The sequence below is a fragment of the Flectobacillus longus genome (genome assembly GCF_030056705.1).
Lineage (GTDB): Bacteria > Bacteroidota > Bacteroidia > Cytophagales > Spirosomataceae > Flectobacillus > Flectobacillus longus.
Genome location: NZ_JASHIC010000036.1, coordinates 19,388 through 34,536 on the forward strand (window position 1 = coordinate 19,388; position 15,149 = coordinate 34,536).

15 protein-coding genes are annotated in these 15,149 nt (G+C 36.1%); 6 read left to right on the forward strand and 9 right to left on the reverse strand.

Annotated features, from left to right (window positions below; all coding sequences use genetic code 11):
- Positions 1-79: 79 nt before the first annotated feature.
- From QM491_RS22645 to QM491_RS22655, 3 genes are all read left to right on the forward strand, one after another.
- Complete coding sequence (locus QM491_RS22645; RefSeq protein ID WP_283329810.1) at positions 80-1,186, forward strand: acyltransferase family protein; 1,107 nt, start codon at positions 80-82, stop codon at positions 1,184-1,186.
- A 299-nt stretch (positions 1,187-1,485) separates the two neighbouring features.
- Positions 1,486-2,022, forward strand: a complete 537-nt coding sequence (locus tag QM491_RS22650; RefSeq protein ID WP_283329811.1) for a DUF2975 domain-containing protein — start codon at positions 1,486-1,488, stop codon at positions 2,020-2,022.
- Between the two features lie 3 nt (positions 2,023-2,025).
- Positions 2,026-2,235 (forward strand): helix-turn-helix domain-containing protein, encoded by a 210-nt coding sequence (locus tag QM491_RS22655; RefSeq protein ID WP_166576618.1) that lies wholly within the window; start codon positions 2,026-2,028, stop codon positions 2,233-2,235.
- 9 nt (positions 2,236-2,244) lie between these two features.
- On the opposite strand, the gene QM491_RS22660 is transcribed toward QM491_RS22655, so the two are convergent.
- From QM491_RS22660 to QM491_RS22670, 3 genes are all read right to left on the reverse strand, one after another.
- Positions 2,245-4,695 carry a TonB-dependent receptor gene (locus tag QM491_RS22660; RefSeq protein ID WP_283329812.1) on the reverse strand — a complete coding sequence of 817 codons (2,451 nt, stop codon included), beginning with the start codon at positions 4,693-4,695 and terminating at the stop codon, positions 2,245-2,247.
- A 115-nt stretch (positions 4,696-4,810) separates the two neighbouring features.
- Positions 4,811-5,629, reverse strand: coding sequence for a helix-turn-helix domain-containing protein (locus QM491_RS22665; protein WP_283329813.1), 819 nt, complete (start codon positions 5,627-5,629; stop codon positions 4,811-4,813).
- 35 nt (positions 5,630-5,664) lie between these two features.
- Positions 5,665-6,018, reverse strand: a complete 354-nt coding sequence (locus tag QM491_RS22670) for a winged helix-turn-helix transcriptional regulator (RefSeq protein ID WP_283329814.1) — start codon at positions 6,016-6,018, stop codon at positions 5,665-5,667.
- Between the two features lie 123 nt (positions 6,019-6,141).
- On the opposite strand from QM491_RS22670, the gene QM491_RS22675 reads away from it, so the two are divergent.
- The 3 genes from QM491_RS22675 to bla all read left to right on the forward strand — a co-directional run bounded on the left by QM491_RS22675 (position 6,142) and on the right by bla (position 8,377).
- The gene (locus QM491_RS22675) at positions 6,142-6,897 is read left to right on the forward strand and encodes an SDR family NAD(P)-dependent oxidoreductase (RefSeq protein ID WP_283329815.1); all 756 of its coding nucleotides are present in this window, start codon (positions 6,142-6,144) and stop codon (positions 6,895-6,897) included.
- A gap of 176 nt (positions 6,898-7,073) precedes the next feature.
- Positions 7,074-7,514, forward strand: a complete 441-nt coding sequence (locus tag QM491_RS22680; protein ID WP_283329816.1) for a VOC family protein — start codon at positions 7,074-7,076, stop codon at positions 7,512-7,514.
- A gap of 101 nt (positions 7,515-7,615) precedes the next feature.
- Positions 7,616-8,377: a subclass B1 metallo-beta-lactamase gene (gene bla / locus QM491_RS22685; RefSeq protein WP_283329817.1), complete on the forward strand. Its 762-nt coding sequence runs from the start codon at positions 7,616-7,618 to the stop codon at positions 8,375-8,377.
- A gap of 123 nt (positions 8,378-8,500) precedes the next feature.
- Here bla and QM491_RS22690 read toward each other — a convergent pair whose 3' ends face one another.
- The 6 genes from QM491_RS22690 to QM491_RS22715 all read right to left on the reverse strand — a co-directional run bounded on the left by QM491_RS22690 (position 8,501) and on the right by QM491_RS22715 (position 15,091).
- Positions 8,501-8,713, reverse strand: coding sequence for a heavy-metal-associated domain-containing protein (locus QM491_RS22690; RefSeq protein WP_283329818.1), 213 nt, complete (start codon positions 8,711-8,713; stop codon positions 8,501-8,503).
- Between the two features lie 51 nt (positions 8,714-8,764).
- Positions 8,765-10,969, reverse strand: a complete 2,205-nt coding sequence (locus tag QM491_RS22695) for a heavy metal translocating P-type ATPase (RefSeq protein WP_283329819.1) — start codon at positions 10,967-10,969, stop codon at positions 8,765-8,767.
- A 486-nt stretch (positions 10,970-11,455) separates the two neighbouring features.
- Positions 11,456-12,211: an SDR family NAD(P)-dependent oxidoreductase gene (locus tag QM491_RS22700; RefSeq protein ID WP_283329820.1), complete on the reverse strand. Its 756-nt coding sequence runs from the start codon at positions 12,209-12,211 to the stop codon at positions 11,456-11,458.
- 97 nt (positions 12,212-12,308) lie between these two features.
- A complete protein-coding gene (locus QM491_RS22705) occupies positions 12,309-13,214 on the reverse strand; it encodes a helix-turn-helix domain-containing protein (RefSeq protein WP_283329821.1) in 906 nt (301 codons plus the stop codon).
- A gap of 69 nt (positions 13,215-13,283) precedes the next feature.
- Positions 13,284-13,766 carry a hypothetical protein gene (locus QM491_RS22710; protein WP_283329822.1) on the reverse strand — a complete coding sequence of 161 codons (483 nt, stop codon included), beginning with the start codon at positions 13,764-13,766 and terminating at the stop codon, positions 13,284-13,286.
- The gene (locus tag QM491_RS22715; protein WP_283329823.1) at positions 13,763-15,091 is read right to left on the reverse strand and encodes an AAA family ATPase; all 1,329 of its coding nucleotides are present in this window, start codon (positions 15,089-15,091) and stop codon (positions 13,763-13,765) included. Before QM491_RS22715 ends, QM491_RS22710 begins: the two co-directional genes overlap by 4 nt.
- Positions 15,092-15,149: the final 58 nt, after the last annotated feature.

Genomic DNA, 15,149 nt, shown 5'->3' on the forward strand with positions numbered 1-15,149 from the left:
GCAGTAAATAGAACAACGCCCTATTCTTTAAAACAAACCCAAATTCTATAAAAAACTGATATACAAACACTTAATCTAAATGAATCAAGAACATTTAAGTTCGAAGCCCCATTTTCAAATTTTGGATGGGCTTCGTGGAGTAGCCGCTGTGCTCGTTGTATTCTTTCACCTTGCAGAACCACTTGCTAGCAGTCACGATAACGTTGTAAACCACGGTTATTTAGCAGTTGATTTTTTCTTTCTTCTTTCTGGCTTTGTCATCGGATATGCCTATGATGATAGATGGAAGACGCTAACTTTTAAAAGCTTTCTTCGTCGAAGGTTAATCAGGCTTCAACCTCTTGTAATTTTAGGTATGACCCTTGGCGGAATCACCTTTTACTTTACAGACTCCTCAATTTGGCCAATGATTCATACAGTTCCACTTTGGAAACTCATCATTGTAATGCTAATTGGGTACACCATTTTACCGATACCACTTTCGATGGATATTCGAGGTTGGCAAGAAATGCACCCGCTCAATAGTGTTGGTTGGTCACTTTTCTTCGAATACATCGCCAATATGATGTATGCTCTTGGTATTCGAAAGTTATCCAATAAATCACTCGCCATATTTGTATCGCTGTCAGCTTTGCTGTTAATACATTTTGCAGTCACCAATCCAAACGGTGATGTCACTGGTGGGTGGACGCTCAACTATGAACACATGCGGGTTGGGATTACACGAACTCTTTTCCCATTTTTTGCTGGCTTGCTTTTATCCAGAGTCACTCAACCGACCAAAATTAAAAATGCCTTTTTGTGGTGTAGCCTTTTGGTTATAGCAGTTTTATTGATGCCAAGAATCGGCGGAGCTTCAAATTTATGGTTAAATGGACTGTTTGAAGCATTTTGTATCATCGTAATTTTTCCGCTGATAGTCTATATCGGCGCCAGTGGAGTATTGCATCCAAACGAAGATAAAATTTGTAAATTTCTTGGAGACATTTCCTATCCTTTATATATGACGCACTATGTGCTAGTCTATTTTTATGTAGCATGGATTAGTAATCATAAAGGTATAACCCTTGTAGAAGCTTGGCCAACGGCTTTACTAACCTTTGGAGGCGCTATTGTTTTGGCAATTATAAGCTTAAAACTATATGATGAGCCAGTGAGAAAATGGTTGCATCAAAAGCTTGGATAAGCCTCAGGTTCAAGTCTTTGACTTGAACCAACTTTATCTAAAGTTTTCCAACTTACGCAAAAGTATATAAATACGACATCTTGCTTTCTTCATAATGTTTTGCCTCAAAAAATAATCATGATTAAGTTTATTCTACTTATTTAAAGTTACCTGCCATTTTCTATCTTGGAAAACACTATAATTACCAACACAATTTATATAACAAAGTTGCTTGTACAAAATTCGATTAAAAATAAATATTTATTGTTTATCAATAAATATTTGTTAATTTCATGACATAACTTAAACTTCTTAAAATTATGTCAAGCAAAAACAACTTTGTATTTAAAGGTTTACATGTGGTCGCATGGATTATCTTTGTTGGCTTATGTATCGAAGCAGGTGGGTTGGTAGTCAACTTTATTTTTAGCATTTACAAACCTGAGTTTGTCCAAAATCTATATCAAAAATTAGATTTAAGCGACATGTATCGTCGAAGTAAATGGGCATTTGGTAGTATGTACAGTTTTATTTTAGTCATCGCCTTTCTAAAAGCTTATTTATTCTATGTCGTCATCAAACTCATGAGTAAGCTGAATTTATCAAAGCCTTTCAACAATTTTACTTCTGCACAAATCACCCAAATTAGCTACTATACCTTTGTCATAGGTATCGGTAGTTATATAGCCCAACAATCTGCCAAAAATTTACAGCATCACGGTTATCTTGTCGATAATCTAAATCCATTTTGGGCAGATAGTCAGGCGTTTATCCTGATGGCAGCAGTTATTTCAGTGATTGCCACTATATTTAAAAAAGGAGTAGAAATCCAAAATGAAAACGATTTAACAGTTTAAAATATGCCGATTATTGTAAATTTAGATGTTATGATGGCCAAACGTAAAATGTCACTTAATGAGCTTTCTGAGAGAGTTGATTTAACGTTATCTAATCTTTCTATCTTAAAAACAGGTAAGGCCAAAGCAATCCGTTTTAGTACTTTGGAGGCTATTTGCAAAGCATTGGATTGTCAGCCAGCCGATATTTTAGAGTATGTCAAGGAGCAATAAGGTCATTTATCAAAACTCTTTTTCGCCAAACTCGCTTGCTGGGAGTTTGGCTTTTTTATCTGTTTTATTGAAAAGATAGGATATATTTATCATGAAAATATTGGTTTCCTGGATATAATTGGTGGTGGTGTAAAAGTCTTTTCCCCAAGTCGTAATTCGTTGTTCATTGACCTTCATTTGACCAAACGCCAGATTTTGCCACTGTACACCAATAGACATTTTGTTGTTCATCAAGGTTTTTTTAAGGGAAATATTGGGTTGATAAAACCTCGAATCCCTACCTTGAGCCGTATTTCTTGCCGACAAATACGTCATATTGAACTGCGTACTCAAACTAGGACTGATTTGATAACTAATATTGGTGTTTAGCGAATATACCCAACCGTTATTATCTACTTGAACAGAATTATTGAAGAGATCCCCATTCATTTTTAGGAAATAGGTATTCCCGCCCAGAAAAACTTTTACCTTTTTTACAGGCAAATAGGTAATCCCAATTTCTGAACCCAGCAACTGAGCTTTACCTGCGTTGGTATAAATTCGATTCAAAATCGTATCGTTATAAACGCTATTTACTCGATTGACGATGTCATTGATAAATTGTCCATATACATTACCATACAACGAAACTTTTTTCAAATCTTTCGTAAAACCGACCTCTACCACATCAATAAACTCGGGACGAATATTGGGGTCGCCTTGTTCCATGGTTTCGCTATGCTCTCGTTCAGGATAGGGATTGAGTTCGTTGTTGGTCGAGCGTTGCACGCGTTTGCTATAGGATAATTTTAGTTTTAGGGAATTATCGACATTATAAAGTACGTTGGCTGAAGGGAAAATATTAGAAAGATTTAGGACTTTGGGCGTATTACCTTTGTTGTCTTTAAATTCTCTCAAAGCATTTTCATAACGTATGCCTGTAGAAAATTCCCATTTTTTGAACGTCCCCCCATATTGCGCATAAACGCCATGAATCCGATTGAGAACACTTACATTGGCAGTAAACAAAGGATTGAGCACAAAAGGTGTATTACTACCCTCTTTTTCGAGATACACAAAATTACCATCTTGTTGTTGTTGTCGAAACTGATATCCAAGGGTAAGCTTACCTGCGCCAATATTTTTTTCATAATCGGCTTTTAACCTAATGGCATTCAAAGGATTATAGCCTGTATTGTACGTGTATTGTAGCGTATCTGTATAATCATTGATGTTTAAATTTCTATTTTTGGTATAACCATCAATTAGGGCATTTTCGTAAAGTGAAGAGATAGTCAGAGAGGAATTATTGTGAAATTTATGGGTATAATCTACATTAAAAACCTTAAAAGCTCCAGATTTTAATACTAAGTTGGTATTGTAATAATTGGACTTCCCAATTACTTGACCAGTGCTCAAATCTGTTTTGGTATTGTGATAAAAAATATCTGCGGTACGATATTGGCTACGTTCGCCCCAATAAACTCCAGCCGAAATTTCATCTTGTTTTGATAAACTATAAACCAAAGTACCACGAACACCATAATTTTCTCGTTTCAAACTACGCTCTCCATCGCTTGGAAATTGTGTAAATATTTGATTAATCGTTGTATTTACATCTCCTTCTCGACGTCCTGCAATGTCGTTTTGTAAATAATTTCCTGCAATCGTTGCCTCTATTTTACCTTTTCGGTAATTGATGGTTGCGTCAGCACCATAACGCTGTGGTTCATTGGCATTATAATACGTTTTAATGCGAGGAAGTCCATATTGTACATTGGTAGACAATGAAATCCCGTCGTTTGTACCTGTTTTGGTTACGATATTAATAATTCCAGCTTTTCCATCAGCATCATATTTGGCGGAAGGAGCCGTTATCATTTCGATTTTTTCTATCGTATTGGCAGGAATTTGTGCAAGTAAAGTAGCTGCATCTATTTGACTAGGTTTGCCATTAACCAAAATCAAAAAGCCTTTCGAACCTCTCACGGTAATTTCACCCTCAGCATTGACTGTCACCGAAGGAATATTTTTCAGTATGTCTGTGGCAGTTCCACCTTTGGCGATTTCAAACTGTGATGCTTTAAAGGATTGTTTTTCTAAAGACGAAATCATGTTGGGTTTCACACCTGTCACGGTAACAGACTCAAGCAATTGAGTGGAAGCTCGTAAAAAAATACTTCCTAAATTACCTTTTTCATTTTCAACCGTTATAGCTTTTTTCTGATAACCCATATAATCAAATCGAAGCATAAGGTTCGATTTGAGGGTTGTTTCGAATCGAAAATCGCCCTTATCATCTGTCAATACTACTTGTGGTTTAGCATTTTCTGAGGTTTCCAGACGAACGGTAGCGTAGGGCAATACCTCATGTGTAAGCGAATCGAGCAGTCGTCCTTGAATAACTCTGTTTGATTTTTGAGCATAGCCAGTCTGAAAAAAGAGTAAGATAGTTAAGATTAAAACACCAAATGATTTCATGAATCTTGAAAGGATAGTAATATGTTAGAGATAGATCTCCCAGAAGGAGATTTTCTATCTACAAAATTCTACTATCGATTCTCAAAAATGCGGTATATATGAAAATGTTATAGTATTAAAATGGTTGACTTCTAAAAACCATTGGTGTAAATCCTGTATGTCGTTTGAAATATTTGACAAAATGAGACGCATCTACAAAATCTAAATGAAATGCAATTTCCGAAACTCTATTGTCTGTATAAATTAGTTGCCTTTTCGCTTCGTTTATCAGCCGAGTGGATAAAACCTGTGCAGCCGTCTGATTGACCTCTTTTCTACAAATGGCATTTAGATTTTGAGGCGTAGTATTGAGCAATTCTGCATAATGAGCCACGTGATTTCGGAGGTTGGTAGACTGAGAAAGTAATTCGATATACTGTTGAAAAAGCGTTCGAGTTACTCCTAAATGTATTGTCTGGGTAGTTTCTATTGAAGCAAAAATCTTCGATATTAGTGCCTTGAGGAGGCTTTCAATTACCACAAAATTTGATAAATCACTGGTATTACCCTCTATCACAAGCAGATTAAACAGTAAGTTTACACTCTCCGAAGGTTTGGTATAATGCACCGCTTGTTCGCTGAGTTTGGCAAAGAGCCTTTTTAGCTCCCCGTCCAAACTTTTCTCGATAAATCCATTTTTGATAATAATCACAAAGCCTTCAGGTTCAGACGTAATATCCCAATGATGTATCTGATCTCTGTGCATAAAAAAAAGCGTAGAAGGCTGTATTTCATACGTTTGATAATCTATCGTATGTGTTCCAGTGCCTTCAGAAAGATAGATAATTTCAAAATAATTATGATGCTTATGAGGAACCGTTTTTCGAATATTTTTCTTAAATGGTAATGCCTTTATCAGCACCGATTGTTCTATTTTATTTTTGATGGTTAGCATAAAATGAGTCACATAAATTTATCAATGCTTCTTCCCTATTTCCCGATTATTTCACGACGGTGTCGTCTTCCCCAATCAGTTAGGTTTCTGATAATGGTCTGCAAGGTTTTTCCGTGCTCAGTAAGTTCATATTGCACGGTGATAGGCTGGGTTTCCAACACGGTTCGTTTGATAATTTTGTTAGTTTCCAACTCTTTCAATTCCTTACTCAACATTTTGTTGGAGATACCATTGACATCGTTAAGAATGTCCGAAAATCGTCTTTTGTTGTAATAGCAAATCGAAGATATAATATTAATTTTCCATTTCCCACTCAGCACATCCATCGAATCTTGGACTGCCAGCATTGCTTTTTTGTGTTCATCCCCTTGAAACTCTTCACATTTCATATTTTTCCTTGTTACTAAAGTGTTACTGTATTACCCGAATGATACTGTTACTTTTTGACACTAAGTTACTAAAATAAACTAACAACATATACCTTTACCACTCAAACTTTAAAGAAAACAAACATGAGCAAGTTATTGAACAAAGTGGCAATTGTAACAGGAGCTTCAAAAGGTATTGGAGCCTCCATCGCAAAATATTTTGCCGCAGAAGGCGCCAAGGTAGTCGTAAATTATGCGTCAAGTAAAGAAGGAGCGGAAAAAGTAGTGACCAGTATTACTGAAAATGGTGGCACTGCTATCGCCATTAAAGCCGATGTATCCAAAGCAACAGAGGTAAGTCAGCTTTTCGAGGAAACAAAAAATGCGTTTGGGCAAGTAGATATTTTGGTCAATAATGCAGGGATATATCAATTTTCACCAATTGAGACATTTTCGGAAGATTCTTTTCATCAACAATTCAATACCAACGTATTAGGATCATTGTTAACTATCAGCGAAGCAGTTAAGCAATTTGATGAAAAAGGCGGTGTAATTATCAATATCAGTTCGGGTGCAAGTACAACGCCTCCTGCTATGATGTCGATTTATTCTGCCACAAAAGCAGCCTTAGACGCCATCACAATTTCCTTATCTAAAGAGTTTAGCGGACGAAATATCCGTATTAATTCACTACTTCCTGGCGGAGTCCAAACAGAAGGAACAATCACCGCTGGTATTACAGGAAGTGATGCCGAAAAAGCCATGATTTCTAAAACACCACTAGGACGAATCGGTCAACCAGAAGATATTGCCAAAGTGGCAATATTTTTAGCCTCAGATGATGCTGGGTGGATTACTGGAGAGAAAATAACCGTTGCAGGTGGCTTATATGGCTTGTAGTCATTGGTTTAACTTTTGAAAATAGGCAAAGCAATTGATGATGATTGCTTTGCCTATTTTTATTTTATTGGTTTCAAATATTCATTTTAATCATAGTTAAAAGCAAAAGTTCTTTTTAACTTAGTGTAGGTTGGGCATTTCCCAACCAAACATGTTAACAACTAAACTCTTATACTATGGCACTCATTAATCCTTATCTTCATTATAACGGCAATGCTGAGGAGGCATTCAATTTTTACAAATCTGTATTCGGTGGCGAATTCGCGATGATTGCAAGATTCAAAGATCTAGAAAATCCCGAACAACCTTTTCCAGAGGAAGAAGCCAACAAAGTAATGCATATAGCTTTACCAATCGGCAAGACCAACGTATTGATGGGAAGCGATGTGCCAAACGTACTAGGAAAAGTCAATGAGCAAGAGAATCGAAGTAAAATCTCAATAAGTGCTGAAAGTAAAGAGGAGGCAGATCATTTGTTCAATGGACTTTCAGCAGGCGGAAGTGTCGAAATGCCAATAGCAGATAGTCCTTGGGGTTCGTATTTTGGTATGTTTCGAGATAAATACGGTATAGAGTGGATGGTAGATTTTGACCCAAAGTATAATGGTCAGGTGTAAGAAAATAGTTTTCAAACTTTTTAAAGGAATTAGCGTAATATGCTTCTGAATACTAACAAAGCTAGATATTTCGTTGCTTTGTAAAAATTATACGCAACAACATGAACTCCATTCTTAAAACCATAGGCTTTATTCTTTTATGTGTTTTTTCATTTCAATGTACCTCTTTAAAAAAGAAAGATTTTGATACTCGTCAGGTCTATAAGTCTGATAAACTAATCATTCTTCAACTAGCACCAAATTCATATCAACATATCTCCTATCTCAAAACTAATGATTTTGGCAATGTGCCTTGTAATGGTCTTGTGGTAGTCGACAACAAAGAGGCAATCATTTTCGATACACCGACTGATGATAAAGGTTCTGAAGAACTCATTCTATGGTTGACTGAAAACCAAAAATGTAAGATTAAAGCGATTATTCCTACGCATTTTCACAATGATTGTTTGGGAGGTTTAGGAATATTTGACAAATATCAAATACCATCTTATGCCAACGAAAAAACCATCGCATTGGCCAAGGAGAACGATTCAATTTTACCTCAAAATGGCTTCAAAGACTCTCTTTCACTGGTGATTGGTGATGAAAATGTAACCATAAAGTTTATTGGTGAGGGACATACAGTGGATAACATAGTTGGATATTTCTCAAAAGATGAAATCATGTTTGGCGGATGCTTAATCAAGGAACTGGGTGCTACCAGAGGCTACCTTGGAGATGCGAATTTGAAAGCTTGGTCTTCAACTGTTTTAGAAGTAAAAGCCCGTTATCCAAAAGTTAAAATTGTGGTTCCAGGGCATGGAGATGCAGGCGATCAAAAACTGTTAGATTATACAGCAAGATTGTTCAAACCAAAAGAATAACTATTTCGATTAGGGTGCGACTTGAGTCGCACCCTAATCGCTAGTGCTGGATTCCTATCCAACACTCACAACTTCTTAGGATTTTATCCTATTTCTTTTGAAGAAAATATCAACAAATACAAACTAGGCAATCGCAGCTATCTCAAAACCCGCAGATTCTATTACTGCTTTAATTTTATCACTTGAAAGGTCTTCTCCCTCAACAGTCAATATTTTTTCGGGTATCGATGTATCAACCTTCCAGTTTTCGATTTCTTCCACCTGATTTAAGAAAGGGGTTACTTTGCTTACGCAGTTACCACAATTGATATTTGTTTTAAATTGTAATTTTTCCATGATTTTTGTTTTTATAATTTAACTATTGATTTGAGATATTTTCTCCTTATTTTACTTTTTCAATCTTAAAGAATTTGTCACTACTGATACTGAACTAAAAGCCATGGCTGCACCCGCTAACATAGGGTTCATCAAGAAACCATTGATCGGAAACAACACGCCAGCCGCTATCGGAATCCCAATGATATTATAAATAAAAGCCCAAAACAAATTTTGTTGAATAATGGACTGCGTTCTTTTGGACAAGTTTATTACTTCAGAAATTTTGGTTAATTGATCCGAAATCAAGGTAATTTTTGCTACATCCATCGCTACGTCCGAACCTTTACTCATTGCTATACTGACATCCGCCTGTGCCAAAGCTTCCGAATCGTTAATACCATCACCTACCATTCCGACAACATTACCTTTTTGTTGAAATTCTCTGACAATCTTAGATTTATCACTTGGCAACACTTCAGCTTTAAATTGTGTTATTCCAAGTTCAATCGCTACCTTTTGGGCTGTTTTATGATTATCTCCCGTTAGCATGACTATCTCTATTCCTGCTTCTTGTAAGTTCGAAATCGCCTTTTTTGCATCTGGTTTTAGGGTATCTTCTAAGGCAATTCCAGCTAATATTTCCTTCTCATTCGCTAAAAACACAGTGGTATATCCCAAGTTTTGCCAATTATGATATAATTGATTTTCTTGATATATCCCTAATTCACGCATCCATTTGACACTTCCTAAAAAATAGGTAGTTTCTTCCAAAACAGCCTTTACTCCTTTCCCAACAACATTTTCAAAATGACTCAAAGTTTGAGTTTTACCATTTTTTTCTTTCAAAAATGGAATAATAGCCTGTGCTAATGGATGTGAGGAGGCTTGTTCTACACTCACAAATAGGTCAATTATGTGGCTGTTCTCTAATCCAAAACTGTCTTTGATACTTGGTTTTCCTTCAGTCAATGTGCCAGTTTTATCCAAAACTATGGTGTCTAAACGATGTGCTAATTCCAAACTTTCAGCATCTTTAATGAGCATTCCTTCTTCGGCGGCTTTGCCTATTCCGACCATAATTGCCGTAGGAGTTGCTAATCCTAATGCGCAGGGACACGCAATCACTAACACCGAAACAGAGGTAATTAGCGCATAGGAAAAAGCATTCGTTCCACCAAAAACCATCCATGAAATGAAAGTGACAATCGCTATTCCTAGTACAACAGGCACAAAGACACTTGCAATTTTATCAACCAACTTTTGTATAGGAGCTTTACTGCCTTGCGCCTCTTGTACACGTTTGATGATTTGAGACAATAAGGTTTCTGAGCCTACTTTTTCGGCTAAAAACTTCAAGGTTCCTTGTTGGTTGATTGTTCCAGAAAAGACTTTTGTTCCCTTCGACTTTTCTACTGGAATAGGTTCGCCCGAAATCATACTTTCATCAACAAAGCTATGTCCGAATAGGACTTTTCCGTCCACGGCAATACGTTCCCCAGGTTTAACAACTACCCTATCCCCTACTCGAACTTCGTCTATAGACACTTGTTGTTCTTCGCCATTAACGATGAGCCAAACCGTTTTAGGTTGAAAACCAATGAGCTTTTTGATGGCTGAAGAGGTATTTGATTTGGCATTTTCTTCTAATAGTTTTCCAATTAAGACAAAAACTATCACGATGGCAGATGCCTCAAAATAGATGTGAGCATGCAAGCCTCGATGGTGCCAAAACTCAGGAAAAAGGGTGGTAAAAACGCTAAAAAAGTAGGCTACTCCCGTACTGACAGCCACGAGTGTATCCATATTGGCACTCCCATGAAGCGCTTGTTTCCATGCGTTGAAAAAGAAGTTTTTTCCAAAATAAAAAACCACTGGCGTAGACAAAATCCAAGACACCCAAGGCCCCCACGGTTCATTCATAAAGAACATGCCTAATATAGAAACAGGTATGCCCAAAATCGCAGAACCAATGGCACTTCGTTTTAAAGAATCATGTTTTTGAGTTTTGTATGCCTCAACCTGAGTTCGGGTATCATCCGAAGGCAAAATCAAATCATAACCAACGGATTGTACTTTGGACTGTAGTTTTTCGATAGAAGTTTTGTCGCCATCAATCGTCAATTGAACGGTTTCATTGGCAAAATTAACCGCACAATTTTCAACACCCTCCTGCTTTTTTAAGACTTTCTCTACGCTTAATGCACAGGCTGCACAGGTCATTCCTGTAACAGGGACTTGAATATGAATTGTAGTATGTTCCTCTAAATTTTCCATGTCATATCGATTTCTTGGATACAAAATTAGAGGATGTTATGTGGAGAATTGTTACAGAATTTACGAATAGATGTATATAATTTTCAAGAAATGGACGGTTTAAAACACAAACTTATTGAGTGAATTGAGATTGTGTAAATGAATGTATATTCTAGGTTGTAGAGACGTAATGCTTTACGTCTTAAGCAGAGCTAGCCATAGCGGAGTAATATCAAAAAAGCGGTCGAAAAAAAAATTTCGACCGCTTTTTTGATGAAAAGTTGGAGAATAATCCCAGTTTTAAAACTCAGGATTATTCATACTTGTCCCAATATGGTTATTATTCGTTAGTAGTGTACGAAGGATTTCCAACTATTTCAGATTTGGAATTTCTGATTTCGGAAATCAAGAAATGCCTTTACTTTTTGTAAAATATAGAAGCCTACACTTCCGAAATCCAACATCCGATATCCGAAATAAACAGTTTTTATAATCCTCAATACAGTCCTAATTATGAATTCCCCCTGAAACTTCGATACGCTGTCCGTTAATCCACTTGGCGTCGTCACTACACAAAAATGCTGCCACGCTTCCAATATCATCCGCCAAACCTACTCGCCCAAGGGCTGTTCTTGATGCAATAGCCTGATTTAGCGCCACTTTATCACGAACATTCCCTCCTCCAAAATCTGTCGCAATAGCACCAGGAGCAATCGAATTAGCTCTGATTTTGCGACTACCGAGTTCTTCTGCTTGGTATCTGGTTAGGGTATCTATTGCAGATTTCATAATCGCATACGCCGAAGAACCTGGGTAAGAAAAACGTGCCAAACCAGATGATGTATTCAAAATACTTCCACCGTCATTCATCAAGGGTAAAAGTTTTTGAGTTAAGAAATAAGGTGCTTTCAAATGGATGTTAACCATTTTATCAAAATCAGCTTCGGTCGTTTCTGTGTAAGCACTATAATGTCCTACGCCAGCATTATTGATAAGGGCATCAAATGTATCTGTACCAAATTCTGCTTTTAATATTCCTTGAAACTCGGCGATAAATGCGTCAAAATTTGAAGTGTTAGAAATGTCTAAAGAAATAGCTGCTGCTTTCTGCCCAATTGCCTGAATTTCAGCAACCACTGCGTCAGCATCGCCCTTTTGACTTTGGTAAGTAATTACTACCTCGAATCCTTTTTGGGCTAATTGGATAGCCTCATCTTTTCCTAAACCACGGCTACCGCCAGTTACTAATGCTATTTTGCTCATTGTTGTAAGTGTTAAATTTGATGTTACAAAGTTGTGACATCTCTCAACACTTTTGTTTGCAAAAAGAAAAGCATTATTTGCAAAATTCAAACAATGGCTAAATTCTATATTGAGCAGGTGAAAAAGACGTTTGTCTTTTGAAAAAATTAGAAAAATGCGCTATCTCTTCAAAACCAAGGCTGTAGGCAATTTCAGAAATATTCCAATTGGTTTCTTTCAAAAGTATTTTAGACTCTTGGACAATTCTACTACCGATTATCTCAGTGGTAGTTTTGCCTGTGCTATCTTTTAACACTTTGTTCAAATGGTTGACGTGAACAGCCAAGCGGTCAGCATAATCTTTAGCACTTCGTAAGTGTAATTTTTGCTGCGGTGACTCTATTGGAAATTGTCTTTCGAGTAGCTCCAAAAACAAAGAAGATATTCTGTCTGAAGCATTGTGTGCAGAATACAATGCTGTGGCAGGTTGTAATTTTTGCCCAAAATGTAAAAGCTCCATGACATAATTACGCAACAAATCATACTTAAAGGCATAGTCAGAGGATAATTCTTTGTGCATTTTCTTGAAAATGTAAGAAACCTCCTCTACATCTTCAGTAGAAAGCTTGAAGATAGGAAAACCATCAGGACGAAAAATCGGAAGCTCGTCAATAGGAAAGCCTACCTTATTTTTCATCATAAATTCGGAAGTAAATACACAGAAATTTCCCGACTGAAACTCATCTTGAGGCAGGTAATGATAAGGAATTTTGGGAGTAGCAAAAAGCAAGGCATTTTCCTCAATATCAAAAACTTTATTGGCATATTCAGCACGATTTTTTCCAATAATCAAGCTGATTTTGTAATAAGAACGTCGATTGTAAGGCATCATATTGCGCTCTCGAAGTCCACGGATAAACTCGTCGATAGCAAATACATTAAAATGACCGATTTCCTTTTTAAAATTTTCAGGAAGCGGAATATTAACTTCATTATAAAACTCTTCTACAGATTTTGTGCTCATGTTTGTAAAAATCAAAGAATGTATTCTTTAGAAACACAACTTCATTAAAACAAATTCAACAAATAGTCTTTAATCTGCATAGGGTAAGTCTTCAGGACGCTTACAGGCTGTAGCAGTAAAACGAGGAAAATTATTCAAATCCCTTACGAAAGCATCGTCAATACTTAGCGCAAATTTTCGATCCGATAACAATACAATTGGTATGTGATCCCAATCCTCCAGATTACAGGTTAACTTTTTCTCTATTTTCTTCGTAAAATACTTTGATCTAAAGCTACTTATCTCTGGATTCTTAACAAATACCAAACGACCTTCCTTCTGTAGTCTACTAATTATTGCAATGATATTTTGGCTACCTTTTACATCCTGATTTGAACGATGATATTCACTCAATAATTTGTGAGAAACGACTAAATAAGCATTACTATCCTCTTGACCTTCATTTACCTCTTGAAATCGAATCAACCAATCTAGTAATTTGATATACTCTGGATCGGCTGGATTTTTGAATCGACTTGCAATATTGTTATCTATAAAAATATCTTTTTTCATTGTGCAGAAGCAAAAAGGGCGATGTCCATTACATCCATTTCGTAAGTATCAAAAAAACCTTGAGGGGCATTTTTAATTTGTCCATCTGTTGTTAGTTCTATTTTGTAGGTAGTTGTTTTATCTCCATCGTTTTCCATATAATAGAGCTTCACATCGTCAGGATTTAATTCACCTTTTACAATGAGCAACCTTAAACGATTGATAAGATATTCTGAATGGGTTTCAACGATATACTGTTTTTCGGTTTTCTTTATTTGTCTTGCAAAATAATCTCCTAGAGTTGCCTGAATTTTGGGATGTAAATGTATTTCTGGTTGAGAAACAGCTAAACACGAATCATCTTTTAACTGAAAATCAGCTACGATAATTGGTAAAAATTGACTTATTCCAAAACCTACGTCTGTTAGGGAAGCAAACGAACTATTTTTATTAGTTTTAACATTTACTTCAAAACGCCCACCTTTCATTCTATTAGTTTCAATGTGGCTTAATAAGCCTAATTCCTTGATTTCATATATCAGATTATCAAGTAGTTCTCTGTCATGTTCTTCCCACGAAATAATCTGATCAATATACCCTTCTCCATTCACACCAATTAAACTTGCGTTGGGCTTACTGTAATATGTCCTTTCAGGAGGTAGACGAAAGGATCCAATATAATTAAAATCAGAAAAATCAGTATCTTCATAAGTAGGTACATTATGGAAGATAGTTTCATTCAATAATTCTAAATTGGGAAATGAGTACCGAATTTGAACTATTTTATCATCTTCTAAAACTATTTCATAATCACTATTTAAAATTTTCTCAAGCTCAATATTTTCAATTAAAACACCGATTCCACGTAAACTCCATTTAGATGGAGCACTACGTAAATTCTTATCGTTAATCATCTCGATAATTTTACCATAAGTCTCTCTTTTAATAGTTAAATTTACATCAAGCCTCTCCTCATATTCAATGCTTATATGTTTAGTAAAACTTATATCCTGATAAATAAAATCAACTAATAACGGTTGCTCGTTAAAAGTATTCTGCTTCCAGGTAGAGGAGAGCTTTTCTCCTTTAAAAGTGACTACAATTTCAAAATGTTCAGCATTTGAGTTCTTCCTAATCACATCTTCAAACCCTCCCATATTTACCAATTTCCCATTCAAAGCAAAAAACTGGGGAAAATGTTTACTTTGCATTATCCCCAATAAGGCATAAATTAGTGAGCTTTTACCACTACTGTTTGCACCAGTAAGAAGGGTAATTTTACCAAACTCGATATCAACTTCTTCAAAGCATTTAAAATCCTTCAAAGACAATCCATCTACTAACATATTATATTCTTTTCGTTTTGTTCAAAAGTAATAATAAATTGGTCTACAAAGTATATCC

Excerpts from the sequence above, each read along its gene's own strand:
- QM491_RS22645 (WP_283329810.1), top strand. The coding sequence starts at position 80 with ATGAATCAAGAACATTTAAGTTCGAAGCCCCATTTTCAAATTTTGGAT.
- QM491_RS22650 (WP_283329811.1), top strand. The coding sequence starts at position 1,486 with ATGTCAAGCAAAAACAACTTTGTATTTAAAGGTTTACATGTGGTCGCA.
- QM491_RS22655 (WP_166576618.1), top strand. The coding sequence starts at position 2,026 with ATGCCGATTATTGTAAATTTAGATGTTATGATGGCCAAACGTAAAATG.
- QM491_RS22660 (WP_283329812.1), bottom strand. The coding sequence starts at position 4,695 with ATGAAATCATTTGGTGTTTTAATCTTAACTATCTTACTCTTTTTTCAG.
- QM491_RS22665 (WP_283329813.1), bottom strand. The coding sequence starts at position 5,629 with ATGCTAACCATCAAAAATAAAATAGAACAATCGGTGCTGATAAAGGCA.
- QM491_RS22670 (WP_283329814.1), bottom strand. The coding sequence starts at position 6,018 with ATGAAATGTGAAGAGTTTCAAGGGGATGAACACAAAAAAGCAATGCTG.
- QM491_RS22675 (WP_283329815.1), top strand. The coding sequence starts at position 6,142 with ATGAGCAAGTTATTGAACAAAGTGGCAATTGTAACAGGAGCTTCAAAA.
- QM491_RS22680 (WP_283329816.1), top strand. The coding sequence starts at position 7,074 with ATGGCACTCATTAATCCTTATCTTCATTATAACGGCAATGCTGAGGAG.
- bla (WP_283329817.1), top strand. The coding sequence starts at position 7,616 with ATGAACTCCATTCTTAAAACCATAGGCTTTATTCTTTTATGTGTTTTT.
- QM491_RS22690 (WP_283329818.1), bottom strand. The coding sequence starts at position 8,713 with ATGGAAAAATTACAATTTAAAACAAATATCAATTGTGGTAACTGCGTA.
- QM491_RS22695 (WP_283329819.1), bottom strand. The coding sequence starts at position 10,969 with ATGGAAAATTTAGAGGAACATACTACAATTCATATTCAAGTCCCTGTT.
- QM491_RS22700 (WP_283329820.1), bottom strand. The coding sequence starts at position 12,211 with ATGAGCAAAATAGCATTAGTAACTGGCGGTAGCCGTGGTTTAGGAAAA.
- QM491_RS22705 (WP_283329821.1), bottom strand. The coding sequence starts at position 13,214 with ATGAGCACAAAATCTGTAGAAGAGTTTTATAATGAAGTTAATATTCCG.
- QM491_RS22710 (WP_283329822.1), bottom strand. The coding sequence starts at position 13,766 with ATGAAAAAAGATATTTTTATAGATAACAATATTGCAAGTCGATTCAAA.
- QM491_RS22715 (WP_283329823.1), bottom strand. The coding sequence starts at position 15,091 with ATGTTAGTAGATGGATTGTCTTTGAAGGATTTTAAATGCTTTGAAGAA.